21 protein-coding genes are annotated in these 25,644 nt (G+C 42.3%); 8 read left to right on the forward strand and 13 right to left on the reverse strand.

The window, feature by feature from the left end; all coding sequences use genetic code 11:
- Positions 1-54: 54 nt before the first annotated feature.
- The 9 genes from AY605_RS01885 to AY605_RS01925 all read right to left on the reverse strand — a co-directional run bounded on the left by AY605_RS01885 (position 55) and on the right by AY605_RS01925 (position 10,518).
- Positions 55-606: a phosphatase PAP2 family protein gene (locus AY605_RS01885; protein WP_064094780.1), complete on the reverse strand. Its 552-nt coding sequence runs from the start codon at positions 604-606 to the stop codon at positions 55-57.
- A 20-nt stretch (positions 607-626) separates the two neighbouring features.
- Entirely contained in the window at positions 627-1,883 is a 1,257-nt protein-coding gene (locus AY605_RS01890) for a glycosyltransferase family 4 protein (RefSeq protein WP_064095172.1), read from the reverse strand.
- Positions 1,884-2,158: 275 nt separating this feature from the next.
- Positions 2,159-2,566, reverse strand: a complete 408-nt coding sequence (locus tag AY605_RS01895) for a hypothetical protein (protein ID WP_064095173.1) — start codon at positions 2,564-2,566, stop codon at positions 2,159-2,161.
- A gap of 8 nt (positions 2,567-2,574) precedes the next feature.
- Positions 2,575-4,905 carry a fimbria/pilus outer membrane usher protein gene (locus AY605_RS01900; protein ID WP_064094781.1) on the reverse strand — a complete coding sequence of 777 codons (2,331 nt, stop codon included), beginning with the start codon at positions 4,903-4,905 and terminating at the stop codon, positions 2,575-2,577.
- Between the two features lie 41 nt (positions 4,906-4,946).
- Positions 4,947-5,648: a molecular chaperone gene (locus tag AY605_RS01905; protein ID WP_064094782.1), complete on the reverse strand. Its 702-nt coding sequence runs from the start codon at positions 5,646-5,648 to the stop codon at positions 4,947-4,949.
- 115 nt (positions 5,649-5,763) lie between these two features.
- Positions 5,764-6,234, reverse strand: coding sequence for a hypothetical protein (locus tag AY605_RS01910; protein ID WP_225215684.1), 471 nt, complete (start codon positions 6,232-6,234; stop codon positions 5,764-5,766).
- A gap of 944 nt (positions 6,235-7,178) precedes the next feature.
- Positions 7,179-8,195: a ketol-acid reductoisomerase gene (gene ilvC / locus AY605_RS01915; RefSeq protein WP_064094784.1), complete on the reverse strand. Its 1,017-nt coding sequence runs from the start codon at positions 8,193-8,195 to the stop codon at positions 7,179-7,181.
- 107 nt (positions 8,196-8,302) lie between these two features.
- Positions 8,303-8,794 carry an acetolactate synthase small subunit gene (gene ilvN / locus AY605_RS01920; protein WP_064094785.1) on the reverse strand — a complete coding sequence of 164 codons (492 nt, stop codon included), beginning with the start codon at positions 8,792-8,794 and terminating at the stop codon, positions 8,303-8,305.
- Positions 8,791-10,518 (reverse strand): acetolactate synthase 3 large subunit, encoded by a 1,728-nt coding sequence (locus tag AY605_RS01925; protein WP_064094786.1) that lies wholly within the window; start codon positions 10,516-10,518, stop codon positions 8,791-8,793. Before AY605_RS01925 ends, ilvN begins: the two co-directional genes overlap by 4 nt.
- A 684-nt stretch (positions 10,519-11,202) precedes the next feature.
- On the opposite strand from AY605_RS01925, the gene AY605_RS01930 reads away from it, so the two are divergent.
- From AY605_RS01930 to holA, 4 genes are all read left to right on the forward strand, one after another.
- A complete protein-coding gene (locus AY605_RS01930) occupies positions 11,203-11,556 on the forward strand; it encodes a DUF4124 domain-containing protein (protein ID WP_064094787.1) in 354 nt (117 codons plus the stop codon).
- A 121-nt stretch (positions 11,557-11,677) separates the two neighbouring features.
- Positions 11,678-14,299, forward strand: a complete 2,622-nt coding sequence (gene leuS / locus AY605_RS01935; protein WP_064094788.1) for a leucine--tRNA ligase — start codon at positions 11,678-11,680, stop codon at positions 14,297-14,299.
- Positions 14,300-14,506: 207 nt separating this feature from the next.
- A complete protein-coding gene (gene lptE / locus AY605_RS01940; protein ID WP_064094789.1) occupies positions 14,507-15,040 on the forward strand; it encodes an LPS assembly lipoprotein LptE in 534 nt (177 codons plus the stop codon).
- A 9-nt stretch (positions 15,041-15,049) separates the two neighbouring features.
- The gene (gene holA, locus AY605_RS01945) at positions 15,050-16,048 is read left to right on the forward strand and encodes a DNA polymerase III subunit delta (RefSeq protein ID WP_064094790.1); all 999 of its coding nucleotides are present in this window, start codon (positions 15,050-15,052) and stop codon (positions 16,046-16,048) included.
- Here the strand turns inward: holA and AY605_RS01950 are convergent.
- Entirely contained in the window at positions 16,045-16,494 is a 450-nt protein-coding gene (locus AY605_RS01950) for a bacteriohemerythrin (RefSeq protein ID WP_064094791.1), read from the reverse strand. The two genes, holA and AY605_RS01950, sit on opposite strands and share 4 nt — an antisense overlap.
- A gap of 595 nt (positions 16,495-17,089) precedes the next feature.
- Here AY605_RS01950 and AY605_RS01955 point away from each other — a divergent pair.
- From AY605_RS01955 to AY605_RS01965, 3 genes are read left to right on the forward strand one after another with little or no spacing between them, the layout of a single operon-like run.
- Entirely contained in the window at positions 17,090-18,445 is a 1,356-nt protein-coding gene (locus AY605_RS01955; RefSeq protein ID WP_064094792.1) for a MacA family efflux pump subunit, read from the forward strand.
- Between the two features lie 2 nt (positions 18,446-18,447).
- On the forward strand, positions 18,448-20,424 hold the full coding sequence (locus AY605_RS01960; protein WP_064094793.1) for a MacB family efflux pump subunit: 1,977 nt from the start codon (positions 18,448-18,450) through the stop codon (positions 20,422-20,424).
- A gap of 10 nt (positions 20,425-20,434) precedes the next feature.
- On the forward strand, positions 20,435-21,850 hold the full coding sequence (locus AY605_RS01965) for an efflux transporter outer membrane subunit (RefSeq protein ID WP_064094794.1): 1,416 nt from the start codon (positions 20,435-20,437) through the stop codon (positions 21,848-21,850).
- 68 nt (positions 21,851-21,918) lie between these two features.
- Here the strand turns inward: AY605_RS01965 and AY605_RS01970 are convergent, their stop codons facing one another.
- Together AY605_RS01970 and AY605_RS01975 are read right to left on the reverse strand one after the other, a co-directional pair.
- Positions 21,919-23,751 (reverse strand): tetratricopeptide repeat protein, encoded by a 1,833-nt coding sequence (locus AY605_RS01970; protein WP_064094795.1) that lies wholly within the window; start codon positions 23,749-23,751, stop codon positions 21,919-21,921.
- A gap of 98 nt (positions 23,752-23,849) precedes the next feature.
- On the reverse strand, positions 23,850-24,620 hold the full coding sequence (locus AY605_RS01975) for a ThiF family adenylyltransferase (protein ID WP_064094796.1): 771 nt from the start codon (positions 24,618-24,620) through the stop codon (positions 23,850-23,852).
- 171 nt (positions 24,621-24,791) lie between these two features.
- Between AY605_RS01975 and AY605_RS01980 the strand changes: the two genes are divergently transcribed.
- Positions 24,792-25,040 carry a hypothetical protein gene (locus AY605_RS01980; RefSeq protein ID WP_064094797.1) on the forward strand — a complete coding sequence of 83 codons (249 nt, stop codon included), beginning with the start codon at positions 24,792-24,794 and terminating at the stop codon, positions 25,038-25,040.
- Positions 25,041-25,076: 36 nt separating this feature from the next.
- Here AY605_RS01980 and orn read toward each other — a convergent pair whose 3' ends face one another.
- A complete protein-coding gene (gene orn / locus AY605_RS01985; RefSeq protein WP_005103209.1) occupies positions 25,077-25,634 on the reverse strand; it encodes an oligoribonuclease in 558 nt (185 codons plus the stop codon).
- Positions 25,635-25,644: the final 10 nt, after the last annotated feature.

The following is a 25,644-nucleotide window of genomic DNA, read 5'->3' on the forward strand; positions in this document are numbered from 1 at the left end:
ACTTTAACAAATCTGTAAAAATCTGCGAGCCTTTGTCCCGGCTTTCATTTATTTTTACAACACAATATTTAAATAAGGTGCAGTCAGGACAATGGCAATTGCCATCATGCCACCCAGAATAGCCCCAACCACGACATCACTTGGATAGTGCAAGCCCAACACCATTCTGGACACTGCGACCAGAACTGTAAAAGGCAACATCAGCATCAGCAATAAAGGGGCGACATAGCCTAAAACAGTGGTTGCCATGACAGCATGCAAGGTATGCCCGGAGGGAAAACTAAAATGGTCCAGGGGATGTTCACCTAGACGGATGACCTGATGCACCTGATAAGGACGTGGTCTCACCGTTTTAATTTTTAGCATCTTGTAAATGATAGTCGCTACGGTGCTTCCCAGAATTAGATAAACAATTTGTGAGGTATAGATCAGGCCTTGCATGATCCAAACCAGTAACAGCATGAAATACCAAAATGCGCCATTCCCTAAGCGACTAATAATTTTAAAAAAAGTAGCAATTCGTGCTGAATGCGAAAAATGATTCAGATAGACACAGCCTTTTAAATCAATTTCCAAAAACTTAATTTTTACATTCTGGAGTTTCACACTGTTGCTCCTTTCTTGTTTTATATATTGTATTCCTGATGCCGTACCAGTGAATACAATGCTTGTTCAAACTGCCGGACAGGATACTGCCAGCCGACCGTTTCTGCCTTTTTACGTGCTTGTACGCCCATCTGTCGCAATCTGTACAGATCAGGCAATCCAAGCAACTGCTGGATAAAATCCTGCTGGTTGCCAAGCCTGCTTAACCATCCTGTTTGACCATGTCGCACATGTAAATTTGCACAGGCATAATCATAAGCAATCACCGGCAAACCACTGGCCATCGCTTCCAGCACCACATTTCCAAAGGTTTCTACCTGACTGGCAAAACAGAAAACATCGGCACTGGCATAAACTTCAGACAGGTTTTTCCCGGTTAAGCTGCCAGTAAAAAGAATGCTGCCATCCTGATTCAGCTGTTGCAGTCGGGTCCGGTCTGGTCCATCTCCCACAATCACCAAACGTATATCTTGCTGGTGAAGCTGGCGCAGAACAAAGTAGGTTTTGATCAGCACGTCAATTTCCTTTTCAGGCGAGAGCCGCCCAACATACAGCATCACACGGGTATCGCCTGAGACTCCCCAAGCATAACGCAAATCCGATGAGCGCCACTTTGGTGAAAATGTATCTGGATCAACACCTCTGCCTACGATTGCCACTGGACAGGATATGTCAAACTGCTTTAAGGCTTGAGCAGTATCCCGACTTGGGACACAGGTTAAGTCAGTATTGTTATGAAACCACTTTAAATAGCCCTGAATGGGTTTAAGCAAAAAAACCAGATCAAAAAACCGGCTGAACTCCTGAAATGACGAATGAAATCCGCTAGATACTTGAATTTTATGAAATTTTGCAAGCTGCTGAGCCGCTAATCCTAAAGGTCCCTCAGTCACAATATGAATAATATCCGGTGCAAAAGCTTCAACAGCTTGATGAATTTTCAGGAATTGTAGTCTGCCAAACTGCAAATTGCTGTACTTGGGAATGCAATGTGCCTTAACCAAACATTCGTTATATGGTTTGAATTCGGTACAGACGTGATGTTGTTCAGGACGAATTAATAAAATCTTATGTCCCTGCTTTTGCAATCCTTTGCAAAGTTGTAATAACGCATGGGCAACACCATTGATTTCAGGAGGCCAGGTTTCAGTAACAATGGCAATTTTCAAACGGGAACGGGTCAGATCATCTAAGACCATTTTGTCATGAGTAGCCTGTTTACGTTGTTGTTTTAAATCAAACCGGATTTTTGCATAACAGGCTGTTACTTTAATAATTCTGAGATGGACATGGGCTGCATCTCGCACCTATTTTATTTGTATATTTGATCCACTATAAGCAAAAGATATGACCAACTCATGAATCATAAAAAGAAAAGAAAAAGAGGATTATTTTTAAAATTATTAAGCGGATCAATAAATAAATCTCTATCAACTTCATCTCACTCGCCATAGGGACGCATTTTTATATAAATCTGTATTTCAACCTGATGCCCACCTCAAATGAAGTGCACCAGTTATGATCTTATTTCAAGAGCAACAGCCTGTGAAAATTAGAAGGAAATATCTATCGAAACCCGATCGCTGTATCTGCCTGCGGGAACTCCATTTAAAGGATTATCCTCAAGCTGAACTGAAACAATGTATTTTTGTCGCTGGGCTGCCCCCTGATTGAGCCTCACCCCCCACAAATTACTGTTGGCACCAGTCAAATTTAATTTGGTACGTAATTTATAAGGGCCATTGGAAACATAGCTCACACCACTTGAACTGACCAGATTCTGACTATTAAACAGGATCGAATAGCCAGTATCGCATGAAATATTAAATGAAGTGGCGGACTGACTACGCTGGTAACTCGCCAGACGCAATTCCGGATTCGTAAATCCATCAATTGAGCAATGTTGGGCATTCGCAATCCCCCCCATGCTCACTAGAATAAATAAAAAAAGTTTTTTCATTTTTACACCTATCTGCATATGGTTTCCAAAATTTGATTTTCTGAATTTTGAAATTGATTTTGAGGAACAATCAATTGAGCCTGGCATTGCTGGCCACCTTGTGTTTTTATTTTAAGCCGGTATTGGCCGGGTTGAATCAGATATAAATAGACAATCCCCTGACTGTCCACAAAAGATGGATCACCGCTTAAGCCCTCAACCACCACTTCTGAACCTGCTATTAAATTATTTTGTTTAAAGTCTTTTATTCTTAATGGAATCCGCTTGGTTTTATGAATAGGGAAATCTAATTTATATCCGCGTTGATCCAGACCAATTATTTTCTTGGAAGAATGTGTAAAAGTTTCTTCCATCGACAATTGGTTATGGTCAAAAGAAATATCATAATTAATATAAGGGATAATATTATGTATAAACATATAACCGTTATTATTGGTACTTCCTACCAAAGTGGCAGAGCGATAGATATCTAACTCTGGATGCTGATCTACATTGACCAATGCAAAGGCATTATCTGCATATTTGGTAAATGCTACCTTATTCCCCAGCCAAACTAAGGCCCCGTCAAACACGGCCTGTGAATTGCGCTGGTCTTCAAACTCATCATGTGACAGCTGCAAATTCCCGATGCTGGTTTTCCATAAACCATAGGCATTATAATTAACTTCATTATCGCGCTGATTTACTCCGAGAACATAATCGAAACCATTTTGAGTCATGGTTCTTCTACTATAACTTAAGCCAGTTTCATTATTATCAGTATCATGATCTAGATAAACTTGACCTTTCCCCTCCCAATCGTAAGAAAAAGCAATGTTAAACCCTCCATCATCACCTTCTCCAAAGTCCTTAAAAAAACCAAAACTTGTATATAAATTATCTGTTAGTTTTTTTGATGCTCTAATATCAAAAATTTTACGATCATCTTCGAAAAAATCTTCAGTAGCGTAACTTGACTGCTGAATATAACTGAGATTTAAACTGTCAATAATTTTTAAATTAGAAAAATTAAAATAGATAATATCTGAAGTTTTAAGATTAGAACTGTAATCATCCTCACTTAAGTATTCATATTTTTTAGTAAAATACCGGCTATTAATCCCTAATGACCAGTTTTCAAAATCCCGTGTTATGGCAACAGATCCTGCATAGCCCCACTGGTTTTCCTTATCATCTTTACTTACTGAAAATGCCGTATCAAGCAAAAAATACTTACTCACCCCTTGAGTCCATAACAAGTCAAAGTTACTTACTTTCTCACTATATAAAAGATCTCCGCCCAAGGTAGTTGAAAAGGTAAGTCCTCTCCGGAAAAACAGTTTAGTAAAAAACTCGCGATAATCATCATCCACATAATCATAATTATATCTTAGCTTTCCCAAGGAAATATTATATTCATTGAGTCTAGGCTTTAATAAACGGTTATTAATATATACAGGGAAGCTTCTAACTGTTTTATTCCCTAAAATATCCTCCACCACAATTTGCGCATCACCTGCCTGATTTACAATTGAGCCTGCAGGCAGATTATAATTACCTGGTACAACTGAATCTTTATATAAATTTATGCCATTAATATATAAATCTACAGTTGAAGGCAGGCTGGCACTGCCATTCAAAGCAGGGATATTCCAATAAACAAAATCTGGACGATCAGTATAAATGGTCCCAAGACTTAAACCTCCAAAACGAAAAGAACTATTTAAAGTGTTATAAGGACTGGTAGTATCCCCTAGTGTTAATCTTAAAAACCTATCAGGAAATTCAAAGTCCAAACTACTTCTTACTCTTAAGAATTTCTTTTCTTGGCCTTCAGGTTCATTCCGATATAAAAAGGCATTTTTAAATAACCAGTAATCTTTAAATACTCCAACTTCTGAAAATGTATTAAATTCCTGATCACGACTATCTCTACTGTAGAATAAATTATAGTTAATGAATCCCCCAAAATCCGCCTTTGCAGGCTGCAATACTTCTAGATCATAAGCCTGATCTTCAAAATAGCTGACTGGAAAATTAATTTTAATTGCCTGAAGGCTATAGTCATCCTCGACTGTAATTCCTGTTTGAGTGATTAAACAGAAATCTTTTTTCTTTAAATGGCGTTGAAAATTTTCTACTTTAATTCCTAAACTATGCAAGGGTTCACATTCAATAAATTTTTTCCTGTCCTCCGTGAAAGTAATTGCTTCAGTTTTATAATCCAGGCCATTTATCCATATATTTACGATTAACATCTCTGGATCTTGTGTCTGGCCTTGTACCGGACTAGTATTTGCTTTTACAGGCGTCACCCCAATACCACAGACTATCATCATAAGAATTTTAGTGGCTCTCATAGCACTTCCTTTGACTATTTTTATTCTTTTGCCAATCCGTTCTAAGCACTGATAGGGTATTCTAAATATTCCCCATATTCTTCTACTTTTATTTTCAACTTCAGATTTCCAGTAGTTTTTATTTCCCCAATTTCAAATTTAATTTCATTCCCACTCAAAACATATTGGGTAAAATCTTTTTTTAATACTTCATTATTCAGATTATCTAATACTATAACCTCTACAATTTTTGCATGTGATTTGGCTTTATTTCCCACTTTCAAATAAGTTAAACCATTTACCTTTTCCAGATTTACATTAAGTTGCGGTGCTGAGTGTTTTTCTGTAAAAAGCGGCAAGGAAAAATTAAATAAAAAGTTGATCGATGAAGTGTCTTCTACAGGTGTAACTTCTTTAAAAATAACTCTCCATGCTTGCTGCTTTTCAGTACCTGTAAGTGGCTGACTAAATCCGATCCGGACTATCTGTTTGCTTTCCGGTTTTAACTCAAAGGTTCTTGGATTAAATAATAATGTTTTATCTTCGACGAGAACATCATCCCCCCTTTCATTCTGTTGCCATTTAAATGCAGAAATTTCATATATTTTTGAATATTTTAACCCTGTACTCTCAATATTAACCGTTGTACTTCTCTGTTTTTTAGAATTTTCAATATATAACTGGATTGGACTAAACTTTATTCCCGCAGAGAGAGTAGCACTACATAACAATAATAATAAAAATCCAATTATTTTTTTATGCATTTTTTACTCCAAAAACTTATTATAGTTATTATTCAATAAAAAAAATTATTAAAATAGGAGATGATTCACACACCTCCTATACGTTCAATACTTATTAAGAGTAAATTTCTTATTATTAGAATCGAACTTCGACATTATATGTGCCACGATAAGTACCTGCATCAGCTGCTGCAATCGCACTACCAGCCACTGTAGCTGCTACATCCCAACGATGGGCTTGCCCTTTAGTACTTGATTGAGCTCCAGAATAAGCCCGTCCACCACGTGTAGTTGTCACAGATACAGGTACAGAGTTCTGGCCACTGCGCAAATTATTTGGTGCATTAATATTTAATCGATAAGGAGCATTTGTGCTTACATTAAAGAAACCTGCATCGCTCCAGTTACCTCCCGTTGTTTGCGCAAGCGTCAATTGTGGTGTTTCCACATCCAAATCACAATGTCTTGGAACTTCCAGGACAATATCAATTTTTCCGTCACACTTATCTCCACATCCATGTTTGCCTGGCTTATGTGGTGTTTGGGAACCCGGTTTTCCTGCAGTCTGATTTGCATAAACTGCTGTTGAACCTAAACCAAAGCTCAATACTACGGTGGCTAATACTACTTGAGTTATTTTATTCATAAGTATGCTCCATTCCTTTTTGGAAGAATATATTTATTAAGTTTTACGCTTACATTTTGGACTCTTATTATTATGAGTAATGTTACTGTAGGCGTGCAGCCATCTTATTATTTTTCATTAAAAAACATATAGAAGCTCTATTATTCACACTACATTTGCTTATACTATATTTTTTAAATTTTTATTAAAAATTCTTTTTTTACAATGATATATATAAAACAGCTATAATCCTGTTAAACTTATGTTTATATATTATATATAAGAATGATTTTCTCAGAATCTTATTTAAAAAATATAAGATATTGATATTGATATTATTTTAAATAAAAATATCTGACTATATTAATCTCATTTTTAAATTTTACAAAGTCTTACAATTTACAATTAAATCCAATATAAATTTTGATTATAGGGATATTTTTTAATTAGTTTTCAAATAAAATCTGATTTTAAAATATTGGCTTCTTGCTCTCCTAGTAATTCTACCCAAGTAATATTAAATCTCAAATTATTTTTTAATTAAAAAGTCAAATACGCGATTTTATTTCATTATTCTCTGTTTAATTATTATTCACTTGAATTAAACAAGATAGCAGCTACTTCTTAATTAATTTATTACAACCTTATTCAAAATTTTATTATTTTAATTCATCTTGCTTTCGCTTACTGAATGTGAAATAAAAAAAGACTTCTCTTTCACTATCAAAAAGCATTGCTTTGTATGAAGCAAAAGACACGCAATGTTAGGTTTAAAAAAAACCCACTCTAAAAGAGTGGGTTTTTCGCATTCAAAATCAATTGATACGAGAAATTAGTTTTTCTCTTTATCAACGATTTTGTTTGTTTGGATCCAAGGTACGAAAAAAGAGGAAAGCGCTGCTTTCCTCTTTTTAAGGCACGAAACCTTAGTTCTTTTCTTTATCTACAATCTTGTTCGCTTGGATCCAAGGCATCATTGCACGTAACTTGTTACCAGTTACTTCGATACCGTGAGCCGCGTTTTGACGACGACGAGCAGTCATAGAAGGATAGTTTAAAGCACCTTCGTTAATGAACATCTTCGCGTATTCGCCAGATTGAATACGTTTAAGCGCATTACGCATCGCTTCACGAGATTGTTCGTTGATTACTTCAGTACCCGTTACATATTCGCCATATTCAGCGTTGTTAGATACTGAGTAGTTCATGTCCGCGATACCGCCTTCGAACATTAAGTCAACGATCAATTTAAGTTCGTGTAGACATTCGAAGTATGCCATTTCAGGCGCATAACCAGCTTCAACAAGAGTTTCGAAGCCCATTTTAACCAATTCAACTGCACCACCACAAAGAACTGCTTGCTCACCGAATAGGTCAGTTTCAGTTTCTTCACGGAATGAAGTTTCGATAATACCTGTACGGCCACCACCTACGCCTGAAGCATAAGAAAGTGCAACATTACGAGCGTTACCAGAAGCATCTTGGTGAATCGCGATAAGGTCAGGAACACCTGAACCACGTTGGTATTCAGAACGTACTGTATGACCAGGCGCTTTAGGCGCAACCATGATTACGTCAAGATCTTTACGTGGAACAACTTGGTTGTAAAGAATAGAGAAGCCGTGAGCAAACGCTAAAGTCGCACCCTGCTTAATGTTTGGCTCAATCTCGTCACGGTAAAGTTGAGATTGGAATTCATCTGGCGTCAAAATCATAACAACGTCAGCTTGCGCTACAGCAGCAGCAACTTCAGCAACTTTAAGACCTGAATTTTCAGCTTTTTTCCAAGAAGTAGAGTTCGCACGTAGACCTACAGTTACGTCAACGCCAGAATCTTTAAGGTTAAGCGCATGCGCGTGGCCTTGTGAACCGTAACCAATAATCGCTACTTTCTTAGATTGGATAATAGATAAGTCACAGTCTTTATCGTAAAAAATTTGCATTGCTGTCTCCGCTTGAATGCTTGTTTATCTGTTAAATCAGGCAATGTCCCTTAAATTCACATTGCCTGACCCCCTCTTCTTGTTCAGATGAGGAAATATTTAAAAATTTAGATTGTTAGAACTTTTTCGCCACGTGCGATACCGGATACACCAGAACGTACCACTTCTAAAATTGTGTGTTCTGCAAGTGCATCAATAAACGCATCTACTTTCTCAGTAGTCCCTGCGATTTGAACGGTATAGGTCGTTGGTGTTACATCAACGATCTGACCACGAAAAATATCTGCCGTACGTTTGATTTCATCACGAGAGGAGCCCAATGCTTTCACTTTGATCAACATCAATTCACGCTCAATGTGTGCACCTTCAGACAGGTCCACCACTTTAACCACCTCAACCAGCTTGTTAAGCTGTTTGGTGATCTGCTCAATCTTGTGATCATCGCCATAGGTGGTCAATGTCAAACGTGAAAGTGTTGGATCTTCAGTCGGGGCAACATTCAATGTTTCGATGTTATAGCCACGCTGTGAGAACAAGCCGACGAGGCGGGAAAGCGCGCCTGATTCGTTTTCTACGAGTACAGAGATAATATGTCTCATTTCGTGCGCTCCCCTTTAGCCAACCACATATCCTGCATCGACTGACCTGCAACCAGCATCGGATATACGTGTTCGGTACGGTCAACCATTACGTTAATAAATACGCATTTGTCATTGATTGCCATCGCTTCTTCGAGCTTGGATTCAAGCTCGTCTGCATGGTCAATCTGAATGCCGACATGGCCATAAGCTTCCATCAGCTTTGCAAAGTCAGGCAATGAATCTACATAAGAACTTGAATGACGTCCCTCATAGTTCATATCTTGCCACTGCTTCACCATTCCTAAAGACTGGTTATTCAAGCACAGGATTTTGACGTTCAGACCATATTGCTTACAGGTCGAAAGTTCCTGGATACACATCTGGATTGATGCTTCACCAGTAATACACACCACCTGCTGTTCCGGGAAGGCAAGCTTCGCCGCCATCGCATATGGCAGACCGACACCCATCGTACCTAGACCACCTGAGTTGATCCATTGGCGTGGACGCTTGTACTTGTAATACATCGCACCAAACATCTGATGCTGACCTACGTCAGAAGTGATGATCGCTTCGCCATTGGTTACCTTGTCCAATGCCTGAACCACTTGCTGTGGCTTCATTACGCCATTAGTACCCGCTTCAAAACGACCGCCATGAACCTTGCGCCATTCATTGATCTGTTTCCACCATGCCGCAATCGCTTCAGGATTTGGCTTGGATACATTCATCTGCTTCAACTGGTTCAGCATTTCATTCAATACCGGTTCTACAGCGCCCACGATTGGGATATGCGCCATAATGGTTTTTGAAATCGTTGCCGGATCGATATCAATATGAATGACTTTGGCATTCGGACAGAATTTTGCAGGGTTATTAGTTACACGGTCATCGAAACGCGCACCTACACACAGAATCACATCTGCATGGTGCATGGTCATGTTGGCTTCATAGGTGCCGTGCATCCCCAACATACCGATGAACTGCTCATCATCACCCGGGAATGCGCCAAGACCCATTAAGGTATTGGTTACTGGATAGCCCAATAAATGCGCTAGCTCTGTCAATTGTTCTGAAGCATTGCCCTGAACTACACCACCGCCAGAGTAAATCACTGGCCGTTTAGCGTTGATCAATTCTTCAATCGCTTTACGAATTTGACCCGAATGACCACGGAACGGTGGTTGATACGAACGCATCTTCACTTTTTCTGGGTATTCGTAAGCAAATTTTTCTGCAGGATTGGTCGCATCCTTTGGAATATCGATCACCACCGGGCCTGGACGGCCTGAGGACGCGATATAAAAGGCTTTCTTGATAATCGCAGGAATTTCACTAGCATGACGCACCTGGAAGCTATGCTTCACGATCGGACGGGAAATCCCGACCATATCGGTTTCCTGGAATGCATCTTCACCAATCAGATGACTCGCAACCTGGCCAGACAAAATCACCATCGGGATTGAGTCCATATAGGCTGTTGCAATTGGGGTTACCGTATTGGTTGCGCCCGGACCTGAAGTCACCAGCACAACACCGGTTTTACCTGTCACGCGCGAGTAGGCATCTGCCATGTGGCCGGCAGCCTGTTCGTGACGTACGAGGTAATGATTGATTTTGTCTTGTTGAAATAGCGCGTCGTAAATATGTAGTACTGCGCCGCCTGGGTATCCAAAAACATGTTCAACGCCTTCATCCGCTAATGCGCGAACGAGCATTTCACCACCAGATAGAAGTTCCAACGTGATTCACCCTAATATTATTCACTGCACAAATGGGAGGCATTTGCAGTGTTTCATTTGTTAACTGTCTGCACTGTTATAGCACACAAATTTCATAGTTTTCATAGCAATAGGAAAAAAATCTGATCTCTTCGCTGTTCGAGCAATACGAGACCTAAAACATGTTGGGATAAACATATTTTGCTTAGCTTTGTTCAATTTCTCGGCTAGAGAAATCGCCCACTGCATGAAATGACTCTTAGTCGAAGGGTGATCGATCTAAGGCATATAAAACTATTGCAGCATTCTTGTGTTTTCAGGCTTTAAAGTCAAGTTTAAAAAACAGGCAATCTGTACTTATAGCATTCAAATTTGCTGTTTTTAACAGCAATTACTGCTTGCAGCCATTCCCCAGCTTCCTACAACCTCAATTAATTTAATATAATTCATATACTTAATAGTTTATTTTTATAAATTTTTAATATGTCTTATATAAAAAAAATGAATGAATTTTTATTAAATCAAAGTAAACTGCTTATTAATAAATTTTGAATATGAAAATTTGTTAATGATTATTTAAATTCAAGCTTGTACTGGTTTTTTTAATTAATAGTGAATAAAACAGATAAAAATCCATCATTTTTACTAAAAAATTATTACAATAATTGCAGTATATTACGCCTAGAAAGACGAGGCCCAAGAACAATGAAAATATCTTTTTTAACTGCCTTCAGTCTGAGTTGTGCAGTTTCTTTGATCGTTTGTAGCAGCAGCGCTTCCGCGATCCAGTATCATAAATGGGTCGATGCAAAAGGTGTCACGCATTATACCAAAACCCCACCACCAAAATCCGCAAGGAAAGCCACCACAGTAGACACCTATGGCTGGAAAAATTCAGCTCCAACACTGCCTAGAACTGCTGAATCTGTAGAACAAACCGAGAATATTACTCAGGAACAGCTGCAACAATCACCTCAAGTTCCAGCGAATCAAGACCAGCAGCAACGCGAAGCCAATGAAGCATTGCAACAATCTAAAAATCGTGCAGTCGCTTTATAAGGCATCCCTCTATACAACAGTCATTTTTCTTCGGGAAATGCGGGTGCAAAATTCACTTTTAGGTGCATTTTGCGCTATGCTGTGCCTCATAATTTTTTAACCGTTCTCTTGTATTACGTATATGACTACTCACATTGACTCAGAATATCAAGCCAGTGCGATTGAGCCTCAAGTCCAGCAGGACTGGGAATCTCGCAAAGCCTTTAAAGTTGCCGACACTGTAGAAGGTCCACGTCGTTATATCCTCTCGATGTTCCCTTACCCAAGTGGCAAACTGCATATGGGTCATGTGCGTAACTATACGATTGGTGACGTGATCAGCCGTTTCCATCGTTTAAAAGGTGAAACTGTGCTTCAACCAATGGGTTGGGACGCTTTTGGTCTACCTGCGGAAAACGCAGCAATTGCGCATCAGGTTGCTCCTGCAAAATGGACCTTTGAAAACATTGATTACATGCGTAATCAGTTGAAAAAGTTAGGTCTTGCAGTGGACTGGGATCGCGAATTCGCAACCTGCACACCAGAATACTACCGCTGGGAACAATGGTTATTCGTTCAGCTGTATAAAAAAGGCCTGATCTACCGCAAGTTATCTACCGTGAACTGGGATCCAGTGGATCAAACTGTTCTTGCAAATGAACAAGTTGAAAATGGTCGCGGCTGGCGTTCAGGTGCGTTGGTTGAAAAACGTGATATTCCAATGTACTACTTCCGAATTACCGACTATGCGCAAGAATTACTTGATGATTTAGACACACTCAAAGACGGCTGGCCACAACAAGTTCTGACCATGCAACGTAACTGGATTGGTCGCTCACAGGGTATGGAAATCACCTTCCCTTCAGCAAATCCAGCAATCTATGCCGATGGTTTAACCGTCTTCACAACACGTGCCGATACATTAATGGGTGTGACCTATGTTGCAGTTGCAGCCGAACACCCAATGGCGCTTAAAGCGGCTGAAAACAATCCTGAATTGACTGCATTTATTGAAGAATGCCGTATGGGTTCTGTGGCAGAAGCTGACCTTGCGACTGCCGAGAAGAAAGGCATGGCAACAGGTCTTTCTGTAAAACACCCTGTGACTGGTGAAGAAGTTCCTGTTTGGATCGCGAACTATGTATTGATGTCTTACGGTTCAGGCGCGGTGATGGCGGTGCCTTCACATGATGAACGTGACTTCGAATTTGCCAATAAATATGGCCTGACCATCAAACAGGTGATTGATGCCAAAGGCGCAGATGACGCTGAGTTCTCTGCGACAGAATGGCAAGAATGGTATGGTTCTAAAGATGGCAAACTGGTTAATTCAGGCGAATTTGACGGTTTAGATTTCCAAGGTGCATTTGATGCTTTCCTTGCAAAACTGGAACCTCAAGAACTTGCCAATGTAAAAGTTCAATTCCGTCTACGTGACTGGGGTGTATCTCGTCAGCGTTATTGGGGTTGTCCAATTCCAATGATCAACTGCGACACTTGTGGTCAAGTACCAGTGCCTGAAGATCAACTTCCAGTGGTTCTTCCAACTGACGTTGTTCCAGATGGTTCAGGTAACCCACTCAACAAAATGCCTGAATTCTATGAAACGACTTGTCCATGCTGTGGTGGCGACGCACGTCGTGAAACAGATACGCTGGATACTTTCGTAGAATCTTCTTGGTACTATGCACGTTATGCATCTCCAGACTTTACGGGTGGCATGGTAAAACCTGAAGCAGGTCAAACTTGGCTTCCAGTGAACCAATACATCGGTGGTGTTGAACACGCGATTCTACATTTGCTTTATGCACGCTTCTTCCACAAATTGATGCGTGATGAAGGTGTGGTACAAGGCAATGAACCATTCACCAACTTGTTAACCCAAGGTATGGTGCTGGCTGATACGTATTACCGCGAAGCGGAATCAGGTAAGAAAACATGGTTCAACCCTGCCGATATCGAACTTGAACGTGACGAAAAAGGTCGTATCACTTCTGCGAAATACAAAGAAGATGGTCAAGACGTTGTCGTTGGCGGTCAAGAAAAAATGTCGAAGTCGAAAAACAACGGTATCGACCCACAATCGATTATTGATCAATACGGCGCAGATACTGCACGTGTGTTCATGATGTTCGCTGCGCCACCAGATCAGTCACTGGAATGGTCAGATGCTGGTGTGGAAGGTGCGAACCGCTTCTTGAAACGTGTATGGCGTTTGGCGACTGGCTTCCTTGAAAAAGGCAACAACGCATCAACTATCGACAAAGCTGCGCTTTCAACTGCTGCGCAAGACTTGCGTCGTAAAACACACGAAACTATCCAAAAAGTGGGTGATGACATCGAACGTCGTCATGCATTTAACACTGCCATTGCAGCGATGATGGAACTTCTAAACGCGAACAACAAGTTTGAAGCAAAAGATGACAATGACGTGGCTGTTGCACGTGAATCGATCACCACGCTGTTAACTTTACTTGCACCATTTGCACCGCACTTAAGCCAGACTTTATTGGCTGAATTTGGCCTTGAATTGCAAACTCTCTTGTTCCCTACTGTAGATGAATCTGCATTAACCCGGAATACCCAAACCATCGTGGTTCAGGTAAATGGTAAGCTTCGTGGCAAACTAGAAGTATCTGTAGATGCATCTAAAGATGACATCTTGGCACAAGCAAAAGCATTACCTGAGGTTCAACAATTCTTGACAGGTCCAACCAAGAAAGAAATTGTTGTACCAAATAAATTAGTGAACTTGGTGGTTTAAAAATCGCCCCTAGCCCGTCTTTAAAAAGAGGGGGAAAGCCTCCCCTTTTAAAGGGAGGTTTGGAGGGATTTAATCTCTACATAGAAAAAGGTAGGGATTAAAAAAACAATTCCCAAACAAAGCCCGTTGCCAGTCAACGGGCTTTGACTTTACAATCCAGTTCAGAATTTCAAATATTTTCCCTTTGGGAAGCATAGAGGGCAACACATGCATTTGGGCAAACGTTTAGCAGCAATTGTTTTAACTTGTGGTCTGAGTGCAGGCTTGACCGGCTGTGGCTTCCATCTGAAAGGAACCAATCCGAGCTCCGCACCTGTTGCTTACTCTGTTATGAGCCTGTCTTTACCACCCGATACGGATGAGCTGCAAGAAAAACTGGCGGTTTACCTCGGTGCAGCAGGCATACAACTGAGTAATGCACCGAATGCATATGTGTTGCGTGTCTTGGATTATGCTCCTCGCCGTCTGGAACTGAATGGTAAACTGGTCGAAACCTTGTTGCGCTTAAATGTGACGTTTCAGATTGAAGATGCACAAGGCAATCCGATCACTGAACCACGAACTGTAGTAGCCACACGTTCTTATCAATACGACATTGAAACAGTAAACACTGATGACCAGGAACAAAAGTTTCTGGATCATGTGATTATTGATGATGTGGCTCAGCAGATTGCACGTCAGATCTCATCAAACCGCTTACCATTAGTCAAACAAAATACCCCACCACAACCTGCTCAATAAGACTGCCATATGAAACTTGATTATCTGCAAGCCCTCAAACGTGTCGATACAGCTCGCGGTGCCTGGGTATTGCATGGTCAAGAGCCTCTATTGGAACAGAATTTAATTGATGCCTTCCATTCCAGCTGGCAAAAGCAGGATATTGAACGTCAGCGCTATGATATTAGTTCGGTCGCAGACTGGAAAACTGTTTTTAATGCCTTAAACAGCCTGTCACTATTTTCAACACAATTGGCAATTGAAGTACATGGCAATATCAAGCCGGATGCCAGCGGGCTAAAACTGCTGAAAAGCTATTTACAGCAAGACAGCGATAACCTGCTTTTGGTGGTCATGCCGAAGCAGGATGCCAACAGTCTGAAATCCAGCTTTTTTCAGGTGATGGATGCCAATGGTGTGAATGTCTCACTGGTGGCAAACTATCCCAAAGACCGTCAGCAAATTCTCAGTATTGAAGCAGAAAAGCTTGGTATTAAACTGGCGAATGATGCCTGGCAATGGCTGGAACAGCATCATGAGCATAATTTACTGGCAGCCAAAAACAGTCTGATGCGCGTGGCTGATACTTTTGCTGAAGTAGAGATAATCCAGATTGAACATCTGTATGCCTGCTTACAGGACCAATCCCGTTACAGTACCTATGACCTGAGTGATGCCCTGCTAAATGGCAACCTGTTGCAATCTATCAAAATCTTTCAATATCTAATTGCTTCAGGTGAACCGATGAGCCTGATTTTGTGGAGCATCAGCAAAGAAATGCGTCTGTTGATGCAATTGTTTGAACAACCTCAAAATGCGTTACAAATCGGCATCTGGAAGACAAAAGTGAGCTTGTATCAACAGGCCTTGCGTCGCTTGAGTCCACAACGCTTTTTGACCTGGCCACAGCTTTTAATCCGGATTGATGCCGCTATTAAAGGGATGTCCAGAGAGAACCCTGAACATCTGATCTTACAGGCCATTACTGAAATGTGCGGTCAAACCTTGTTTGCATCCCAGCATGCCTAACTGAAGAAACGTGCAAACCAGCCTTTGCCTTTTTTCTTTTCCTGCGTTCGCAGGTAACTCAACATATTGTCACGTACTGCATCGACATAGTCCTGATCATCATGTTGAATATGGTTAATTAGCCATTTAGATAGCAGACGATATAAATCTTTTTCAATGGACTCGCCTTGTTCAAATCTCAGACGATAATCATTGAGCCGTTTGACAAATAATTCGTGAATACCGCGATGTGAAGGTAAATACTGATAATTTACCTGTTGCAGCAAATTTTCTTCAAAGCTGAAATGTGACTGGGTATAGTCAATTAAATCATCTAGAATTTCCTTGATTTTATCGCGTTTCCCCGTATTTTTAACTTGTTCCAAAGTATTTATATAATCCAGAATTTGCCGGTGCTGGTGATCAATCACCTCAATTCCAATATTGTAACTTTCATTCCATTCCATCTATACACCTCATTAATTTTATTAGTAAAGTCGTATTATTTTTTGCTGACAAATAGGCGATTTTTTCCGCACAAATAAAACCATAATTTTTTTATGGAATTAAATATTACAAGCTTTATTTATTTAAATCTATATGTAAAACATAGATTTTTTTAATTTTTAAAAGAAGGCATGAGCTAATCACAAGAAAAAATAAAAAAAGCCTGCCGTTAAAAAATAATTATTTTTACAGCAGATATCACTAAATCTTTCTATAACTTTTTTGGCTTTAGGGGAAATTTTTATCGTTATTCGTTGTAGAGTTTTAAACAGAAACCAGATTTCAGGAATACCGCTCAAAACAGTGACTATTTAATTAAACAGTCATGTGATAAATACTATAAATTACTTCTTCTGTCTCAGAATTGATCAAATTTAACTATGCCAGCATGAACAGCTGAATGAATCTTTTATATAAAATCAGACTTTATGCCATGTTGTTTTTTAGCCCGACAATAGAAAACAATTCTCATTATAAATTAAAAAAATACACGATTTATCCTAATTTCACTCTTATAATTGTTCACAATTATCTGATTTTGAAACTATATTGATCATGCCAAAAATAAAACCGACGAAATTGATTATGGTCGCCGTGATTGCCATTGCGTTAATCGCTGCAGGCTGGTATTTCCTCAAACCCAAAGAACAGCCTCCGCAATATATTACCGCTGAGGTGACTGTAGGAGACATTGAAAGCTCTGTACTGGCAACCGGTATTTTAGAAGCCACAAAAATGGTCAGTGTCGGCGCCCAGGTTTCTGGTCAGGTCAAGAAAATGTATGTGCAACTCGGAGATCAGGTCAAGCAAGGTCAGCTGATTGCCCAGATTGATTCTGTCCGTCAGGAAAATGAGTTAAAAACGGCTGAAGCCAGCATTAAAAATCAGATGGCTCAACTGGCGGTCAGACAGGCCAATCTGGCCAAAGTTGAAGCTGAGTATAAGCGTCAGCAGGCCATGTATGCACAAGATGCGACTTCACGCTCTGAACTGGAATCTGCACTGGCAAACTATAAAACTGCCCAGGCGGATATCACTGCTATTAATGCGCAGATTGAACAGTCGCGTTTGACTTTAGCCACTGCCAAGGAAGACCTCGGCTACACCCAGATTGTGGCACCGATGGATGGTACTATCGTGGCGATTGTGACCGAAGAAGGTCAAACCGTGAATGCCAACCAGAGTGCACCGACTATAGTCAAACTGGCCCAACTCGACACCATGACCATCAAAGCTGAAATTTCTGAAGCAGATGTAATGAAAGTCCATAAAGGCCAAACTGTTTATTTCACAACTTTGGGCAATACTGACAAAAAGATTTACGCCAAACTGCGTCAGGTTGAGCCTGCACCAAATTCAATCAATACCGATAACAATACCTCAAGCTCAACTTCAGGCTCTGCGGTGTACTATAACGCCCTGTTTGATGTACCCAATGAAGATGGCAAGCTGCGTATTGATATGACAGCGCAGGTCTATATCATTCTGGATGAGGCACGGAATGTGCTGACTATTCCAGCTGCTGCCATTCAAAGTTCAAACCGTCCACAACGTCCAAATCGTGGTGAAGGATCTCGCGGTGCCGGTGCCCCATCTGGACCTAACGAAGCTCAGAATCAAGCCCGTGGTGATGAACGAGCTGCAGGTGATCGCCCTGCCCGTCTGGTGCTTTCCGATGCTGAACGTGCCCTGATTGAACAAGGTAAAGCACAGCGTGGCATGGTTCGTGTGTTGCAAGCCGATGGTACTGCAAAACCAACCCCTGTACTGATCGGACTAAATAACCGTGTGACAGCGCAAGTGATTAAAGGCCTGAAACGCGGCGATCAGGTGGTGATTGCAGATGGTTCCGACACTTCCAATGATGCAGCAAAACGCGGTGGCAATAGCCGTGGCCCAATGAGAATGTAAGCATGAATTCACAACAACAGCCTCTTCTGGAGGTGAAAAATCTGGTACGTGAATTCCCTGCGGGTGAAAGCACGGTTCAGATTTTAAAAGGGGTCAATCTGGAAATTTATCCGGGTGAGCTGGTGGCGATTGTCGGCCAGTCTGGTTCGGGTAAATCGACCCTGATGAATATTCTGGGCTGTCTGGATAAACCAACCACTGGCAGCTATAAGGTCAAAGGTCGTGAAACCCGGGAACTGGAAGCGGATGAACTGGCACAATTACGCCGTGAATATTTTGGCTTTATTTTCCAGCGTTATCACCTGCTCGGTGACTTAAGTGCAGCCGGCAATGTCGAAGTCCCCGCGATTTATGCCGGTGAGGATTCATCGGAACGCCGTGAGCGTGCGGTCAAGATTCTGACCGATTTGGGTCTGGGTGAAAAAACCCAGAACCGTCCGAGCCAACTGTCAGGTGGTCAGCAGCAACGTGTCTCGATTGCCCGTGCGCTGATGAATGGTGGTGACGTGATTCTGGCCGATGAACCGACAGGAGCTTTGGACAAGAATAGCGGTATAGAGGTAATGCGGATTCTGCGTGAACTGAATGCCAAGGGTCATACCATTATTCTGGTCACGCATGACCATAATGTGGCAAAAAACGCGACACGAATCATTGAAATTTCGGACGGAAATATCATTTCCGATCAGCCGAATGTTCCTGAAGTCGAAGACGAGCTGGAAAAACAGCCGCTGATCCGGAATGAAAAAAAGAAGATTTCTTCATGGCGTTCCGCGGTTGACCGTCTGGGTGAAGCCTTCCGTATGGCCTTGCTGGCCATGAATGCGCACCGGATGCGGACTTTCCTGACCATGCTCGGGATTATTATCGGTATTGCTTCGGTAGTCTCAGTCGTCGCACTGGGCAATGGTTCACAAAAGCAGATTCTGGAAAATATCAGCAGTCTGGGAACCAATACCATTACCGTATTTCAGGGCCGGGGTTTTGGAGATAATTCCCGCTCCTCACAAGCCAAAACCCTGATTCCAGCCGATGCCGATGCGCTGGCCGAACAGCCTTATGTAGATGGGGTCAGCCCGTCAGTAAATACCAACGTCACCGGACGTTATAAAGAAATTGAAGCCTCAACCACGGTAAATGGGGTGAGTGAAGATTTCTTCTATGTACGTGGCATGACCTTCCAGTCTGGTCAGCCCTTTGACCGTAACAGTGTCACGCAACAGGCACAAGACGTGGTGATTGACACCAATACCAAAAATACCTTTTTTAAGGATGGTACCAATCCGGTAGGACAGGTGCTTTTACTGGGCAGTGTCCCGAGCCGGATTATCGGTGTGATCGACGCGCAAAAAGGCATGATGGGTAATAATGACAGCCTGAATGTGTATTTGCCGTATTCCACCGTAATGAGCCGTATGCTGGGACAATCCAATGTGCGCAGTATCATTGTACGGATTAAGGATGAATACCCAAGTGCAGCAGCGGAGAATGCAATTCTGAATCTGCTGGTACAGCGCCATGGGGCACAGGATGTATTTACCCAGAATGCCGACAGTATCCGTGAAACCATTCAGCAAACTACAGCCACCATGACCTTGCTGATTTCAGCGATTGCCGTGATTTCACTGGTCGTCGGCGGGATCGGGGTGATGAACATCATGCTGGTCTCAGTGACTGAACGTACTCAGGAAATTGGGGTACGTATGGCGGTGGGTGCACGTCAAAGTGACATTCTGCAACAGTTCCTGATTGAAGCAGTACTGGTATGTATTTTAGGCGGCATTTTAGGTGTGCTGCTCTCCCTCGGGATTGGCCAACTGATCACCCATTTTGCTGGTAGTACATTCCAGATGGCATATTCAACCACTTCGATCATAGCCGCCTTTGTCTGCTCAAGCTTGATCGGGATTGTGTTCGGCTTTATCCCGGCACGTAATGCCGCTCGTCTGAATCCAGTCGATGCACTCTCTCGCGAATAAGGAATCTGATATGCAAATGAATTTAACCAAGCTTGCCAGTGCCCTGTTGCTAGGAAGCTCGCTGGTCGGTTGTGCCGCAGTAGTAAAAACACCCTATGAGCCACCTGCTCTTCAGGTGCCTAACAATTTTCAAAATAGTCAGGCTTTAAGCCGGCAGATCCATGCCGATATCCTGACAGATCAGTGGTGGACTTTATTTAGAGATCCACAATTGAATAATCTGGTGAATGAAGTTCTGGCAGCCAATAGTGACCTGGCCGTGGCCGGGATTAACTTGCAGCAGGCCCGGATTCAAGCCAGACAAACGCAAAGCCAGCAAGGGGTGCGTATTGGTGATGCCGGACTGACAACACGTAGAAGTTTTGATTTAGAAGATGGTGATAGTTCATCTAGTTTTGGGATTAATTATCCAGGTTTAAGCTATGAGCTGGATCTGTTTGGCAAACTGGCCAATCAGACCGAAGCCGCTCGCTGGGAAGCCCTAGCCTCTGAAGAAGACTTGCAGGCAACCGCACAAAGCCTGATCGGCACCACGGCGCAACTCTATTGGCAACTGGCCTATCTGAATGAGCGTTATAGTGTGGTGCAACAAAATCTGGCGACTGCACAGCGTACTTATGATCTGGTGAATGTCCAGTATCGTGCCGGTGCAGTATCCGGTCTTGATCTGACCCAAGCCGAACAGGCCATTCAAAGCCAGCAGGCGACCTTAAGCCAGATAGCGCAGCAACGGGTAGAAACGCGTACAGCACTTGCGGTACTGCTGAATATACCGGTGCAGCAACTCTCTCTTCAGGAACCACAACGTTTACCCAACATTGCCTTGCCTGCGATTGAAGCCGGCTTGCCGGCAAGCCTGCTGGCACGTCGTCCTGACCTGAGAGCAACCGAACTGCGTTTACGCAGGGCTTTGGCCAACAAGGATGCCAATAAAGCCAGTTATTATCCGTCTATTAGCCTGACCGGCAGTTTGAGTACCGGTGTGGGCAGCAGCACCTCATTGTCAGATGCATTAAAAAATCCGGTTGCGACTTTAGGTGCCGGTCTGAGCTTGCCTTTCCTGCAATGGAATGACATGAAGCGTGATTTACAGGTGAATGAACTGGAATATGAAAAAGCCATTATCCAGTATCGTCAGACTATATATCAGGCTTTTGCTGATGTCGAAAACGCCCTGTCGAACCGTACTGAGCTAACCAAACAGGTCGCATTACAGCAATGCAATGTTGAACTGGCTGAACGTACAGAACGTCTGACTGAAGTGCGTTATCGTAATGGAGCTATAGCTTTGAAAAACCTGCTGGATGCACAGGAGACCACACGAAATGCCCGGCTGGCTTTGGTGCAAACCAGACAAAACCAGTACAATGCCTATGTAACTTTAATGCAGGCATTGGGTGGTAGCCCCCTCCGGGAATTGCCTTGAATCCAACCTGAATCATAAAAAAACCGCTGTCCAACAGCGGTTTTTTAGTGCGTGTGATTCGAGGAAAATTATTGCATTTGCAAATAAGCATTCACATTTTTCAATAATTCATTGGATCGCTCATGTCCGAGTAAACTGCCTTTTTCCAGCCAGTCTCGTGCGGTTCCGATATCACGCTCCACGCCAATGCCCTTGGTATATAAACGTCCAAGATGGCTATAAGCATCCACATTCACCTGCGCTGCCGCCTGCTGATAATACTGTACGGCTTGTTCAATATTACTCTCAACTCCTTGACCCTGCTCATATGCTTCGCCCAAAGCATTTAGTGCCACACCATTCTGCTGAGCAGCTGCTTTTCGCAGATAGCTCAAGCCTAAGGCAATATCCTGCGCAATCTGTTGCCCTTTAAGATACTTCAAGCCCACTTCTGCTTGTGCCTGGGCATGCCCCAATTGTGCAGCCTGATGCAGATAACGATTGGCCAGCTCTGCATTATTGCTAAACACAGGATAAATACCTGAGAGAGCTTGGTATAGGAACCATGCCGCTTCTTTCGAACCTTTCGCAACTGCCTGATTCAGGTACTGGACAGCTTTATCACGTGTCGACAATGGATATTCAGCCAGACTATAAAACCGGCCGACGCTATAAATTAAATCCGCTTCAGACTGAGCCACAATCTGCCAATACTGCTGTGCCGCGCTCTGAATCATTTGTGTGGCTTTACCCGTATCTTTCGCCGTACCAATACCATTTAAATAACACAGCGCCATCCCCATCTGTGCAGACACATCGTCAGGACTGAGCTGATAAGCAGCCTGATATAACTCAAATGCTTTTTGCGGTTCGTTGGCAACCAGATGCTGCTCAAAATACAGCGCAGCAATTATGCATAAGGCAGGCACATGTTTGCTGTTGGCCGCTTCCGACCAGTAACGAAATGCCATGGTTTCATTTTTATCGACATACCAGCCATGAAAATAGGCCAGCCCGATTAAAGCCTTGGCGTGTGCATCGGCGTGATCTTTGGACTGCTGCAATAAATGCTGAAACACGCGCTGACGCTGGTCGGGATCGATACGGCCTTGCAACACACCGGCATAATAATCATAGAGACCTTTCTGGTCACCGAGACTGATACAGCGTTTAATAAATTGCAGCGATTGCGTCAAGTCTTGGGGGAGAATCTGTCCATGCGCATAATCATCGGCGATCTGCTGATTGGCAGCCAAATGATCCTGCCGAGCCGCCAGAAACAGATAATGTATTCCTTGCACTAAATCTTGGGCTGCAGAATCAGCCAGATAATACTGGGCCAGCTGATACTGCGAATTGGCATGACCCTGCCCGGCATTTTGAATGAATAATGCCAGACGCTGTTTTTCTGCAATCATCTCGTTTTGATGGTCTTCGGCAGAAGAAAGTTCAGTGATACGATACTGGGCATCCAGATTACCCCGTGCTACCGCATGACGGTACCAGTACAGGGCTTTTTCCGGGTCAGCCTGCTGATACGCCTCTCCTTCATGAATTTGACCCAGATGATAAGCTGCTTCATCACTGCCCAAACGAAAGGCTTTGTCCAGGTAGCTGATGGCTTTTTCAGTATTTTGCTCATGTCCCAGACCTTGCAGATGCATCAGACCCATCCCGACATAGGCTTGTGGGATTTCCTGTTGCTGAGCCAGTCCCTGATAAATCTGATAGGCACGTTCATAGTTCGGATGCTCCGGATCTGAACTCAATCGTGCTGCATGTTTAAGCTGCGCATCAACCTGCTCAATCCATAAATCATGATACTCGGCTTTGGCCTGATCACGTTTCACCGGATCCGGACGTTTCCACATCCACACCGCTAAAGCTCCTGTCCCCAAAATCAATACCAGCAAAAACCACATAGCTGCTCCAAAACATTATTTTTGTTCTGTGAATGAATCCTTTCATTCTAAACGTCACTTGAAAAAAAGCACAGATACTGTGCTTTTTATTTTTCAAATCAGGATTTTGCTCTTTTACTATCGAGCTTTTTCAGCCCTTCTGCCACGGCGACCATGGCAAAACTGGAGGTCACCACCACAGCCGACCCATACCCTCCACATCGCAAACCGGCACTGGCACAGACCTCAGCACTTGAGAATGGATTATCAATTGAATAGACACAGGTAATACCGAATTTTTCTTTGGGCTTTTTACAGATGCCTTTAGCACGTAACTGGGCACGCAATTTGGCCAGCATCGGATCCTGTTCGGTTTTAGATAAATCGGCGACCCGAATTTTCAGTGGATCCAGTTTACCCCCTGCCCCGCCCGATACGATTAACGGAATCTTGTTAAAGCGACAATGTAACATCAAGGCGAATTTGGCTTTGACATCATCGATGCAATCTAAAATCAGATCCGGTGTCGGAGCTAAAATTTCTTTGATATTCTCAGGCGTCAGGTAGTCATCAATCAGATTGATTTTAATCCGTGGATTAATTGCACGACACCGCTCAGCCATAACTTCAATTTTTTCATGACCTAAGGTGGTACTCATGGCAGGTAACTGACGGTTGATATTTGATGCTGCGACGACATCCATATCGACCAAGGTCAGCTCGCCAATTCCGCTACGTGCCAGAGCTTCTACTGCCCATGAACCGACACCGCCGATACCGATCACCATCACATGACTTTTTTCATAATGGCTAAAGCTGTCTTCTCCATAAATTTTGGCAACACCGGCAAAGCGGCGCTCATATTCATCGTCTTGAAGCAGATCAGTCATAAGTCATCAATAGCAGTTAAATCACGGTTTATTTTAGCAAAGTCAGCATTGTTTTACTGCTCCTAAAATTTCGATACAAAATCCTTCAGGAAAATCAGAAAGATAAATTCAGGAACACTTTATAATTGAATAAAATTTATACACATAATTTTAAATAAGGAGTCAAACCCTGTGCTCATCAATGCTCTTTTGACTCTCAACTTTATACTGATTGCGTTACATTTATATTTTTACAGTAGCCAAAAGCAGAAAAACTATGGGCTGAGTATTTTTATTCGTTTGCTGACTTTAGGCTTGTTTGGTTTTGTGATCTTGGATCGTTATGAAACCCAGACCCATTTGATTTCGGTGCTTGTATCTTGGGCCATATTTGAAATCATAGAGGGTCTTTTTAAAAAGAAAAAAGCCTCAGCACCATAAAAAAAGAGGCTTACGCCTCTTTTTCATCTATCGGAATTAGTCTTTATTCATGATGAAAAAATATTCACGATAGTATTTCAGTTCAGCAATTGAATCACGAATGTCATCCATCGCCAGATGCGAGGCATTTTTCTTGAGGCCACTCATGATTTCCGGGCGCCAGCGTTTGGCCAGTTCTTTCACTGAAGAAACATCCAGATTACGGTAATGGAAATACTGTTCCAGTTCAGGCATCAGGCGGTGCAGGAAACGACGATCCTGACAGATCGAGTTACCACACATTGGTGATGATTTTGGATTCACCCATTTTTTCAGAAATTCAAGCGTTTGCTGCTCGGCATCCTGAGCGGTCAGTTTACTGCGACGCACACGTTCAATCAGGCCAGACTGACCATGTTGACGGGTATTCCATTCATCCATCGCATTTAACAGACGGGCAGGCTGATGCACCGCAAGCACAGGACCTTCAGCCAGAATATTTAAATTGTCATCGGTTACAATCGTCGCAATTTCAATAATTTGGTCATTGTCTGTGTCTAGACCTGTCATTTCCAGGTCAATCCAAATCAGGCGGGTATCAGCGGTACTGCTCATAAATGTGCAA

The organism is Acinetobacter sp. SFD (genome assembly GCF_001647575.1).
Lineage (GTDB): Bacteria > Pseudomonadota > Gammaproteobacteria > Pseudomonadales > Moraxellaceae > Acinetobacter > Acinetobacter pecorum.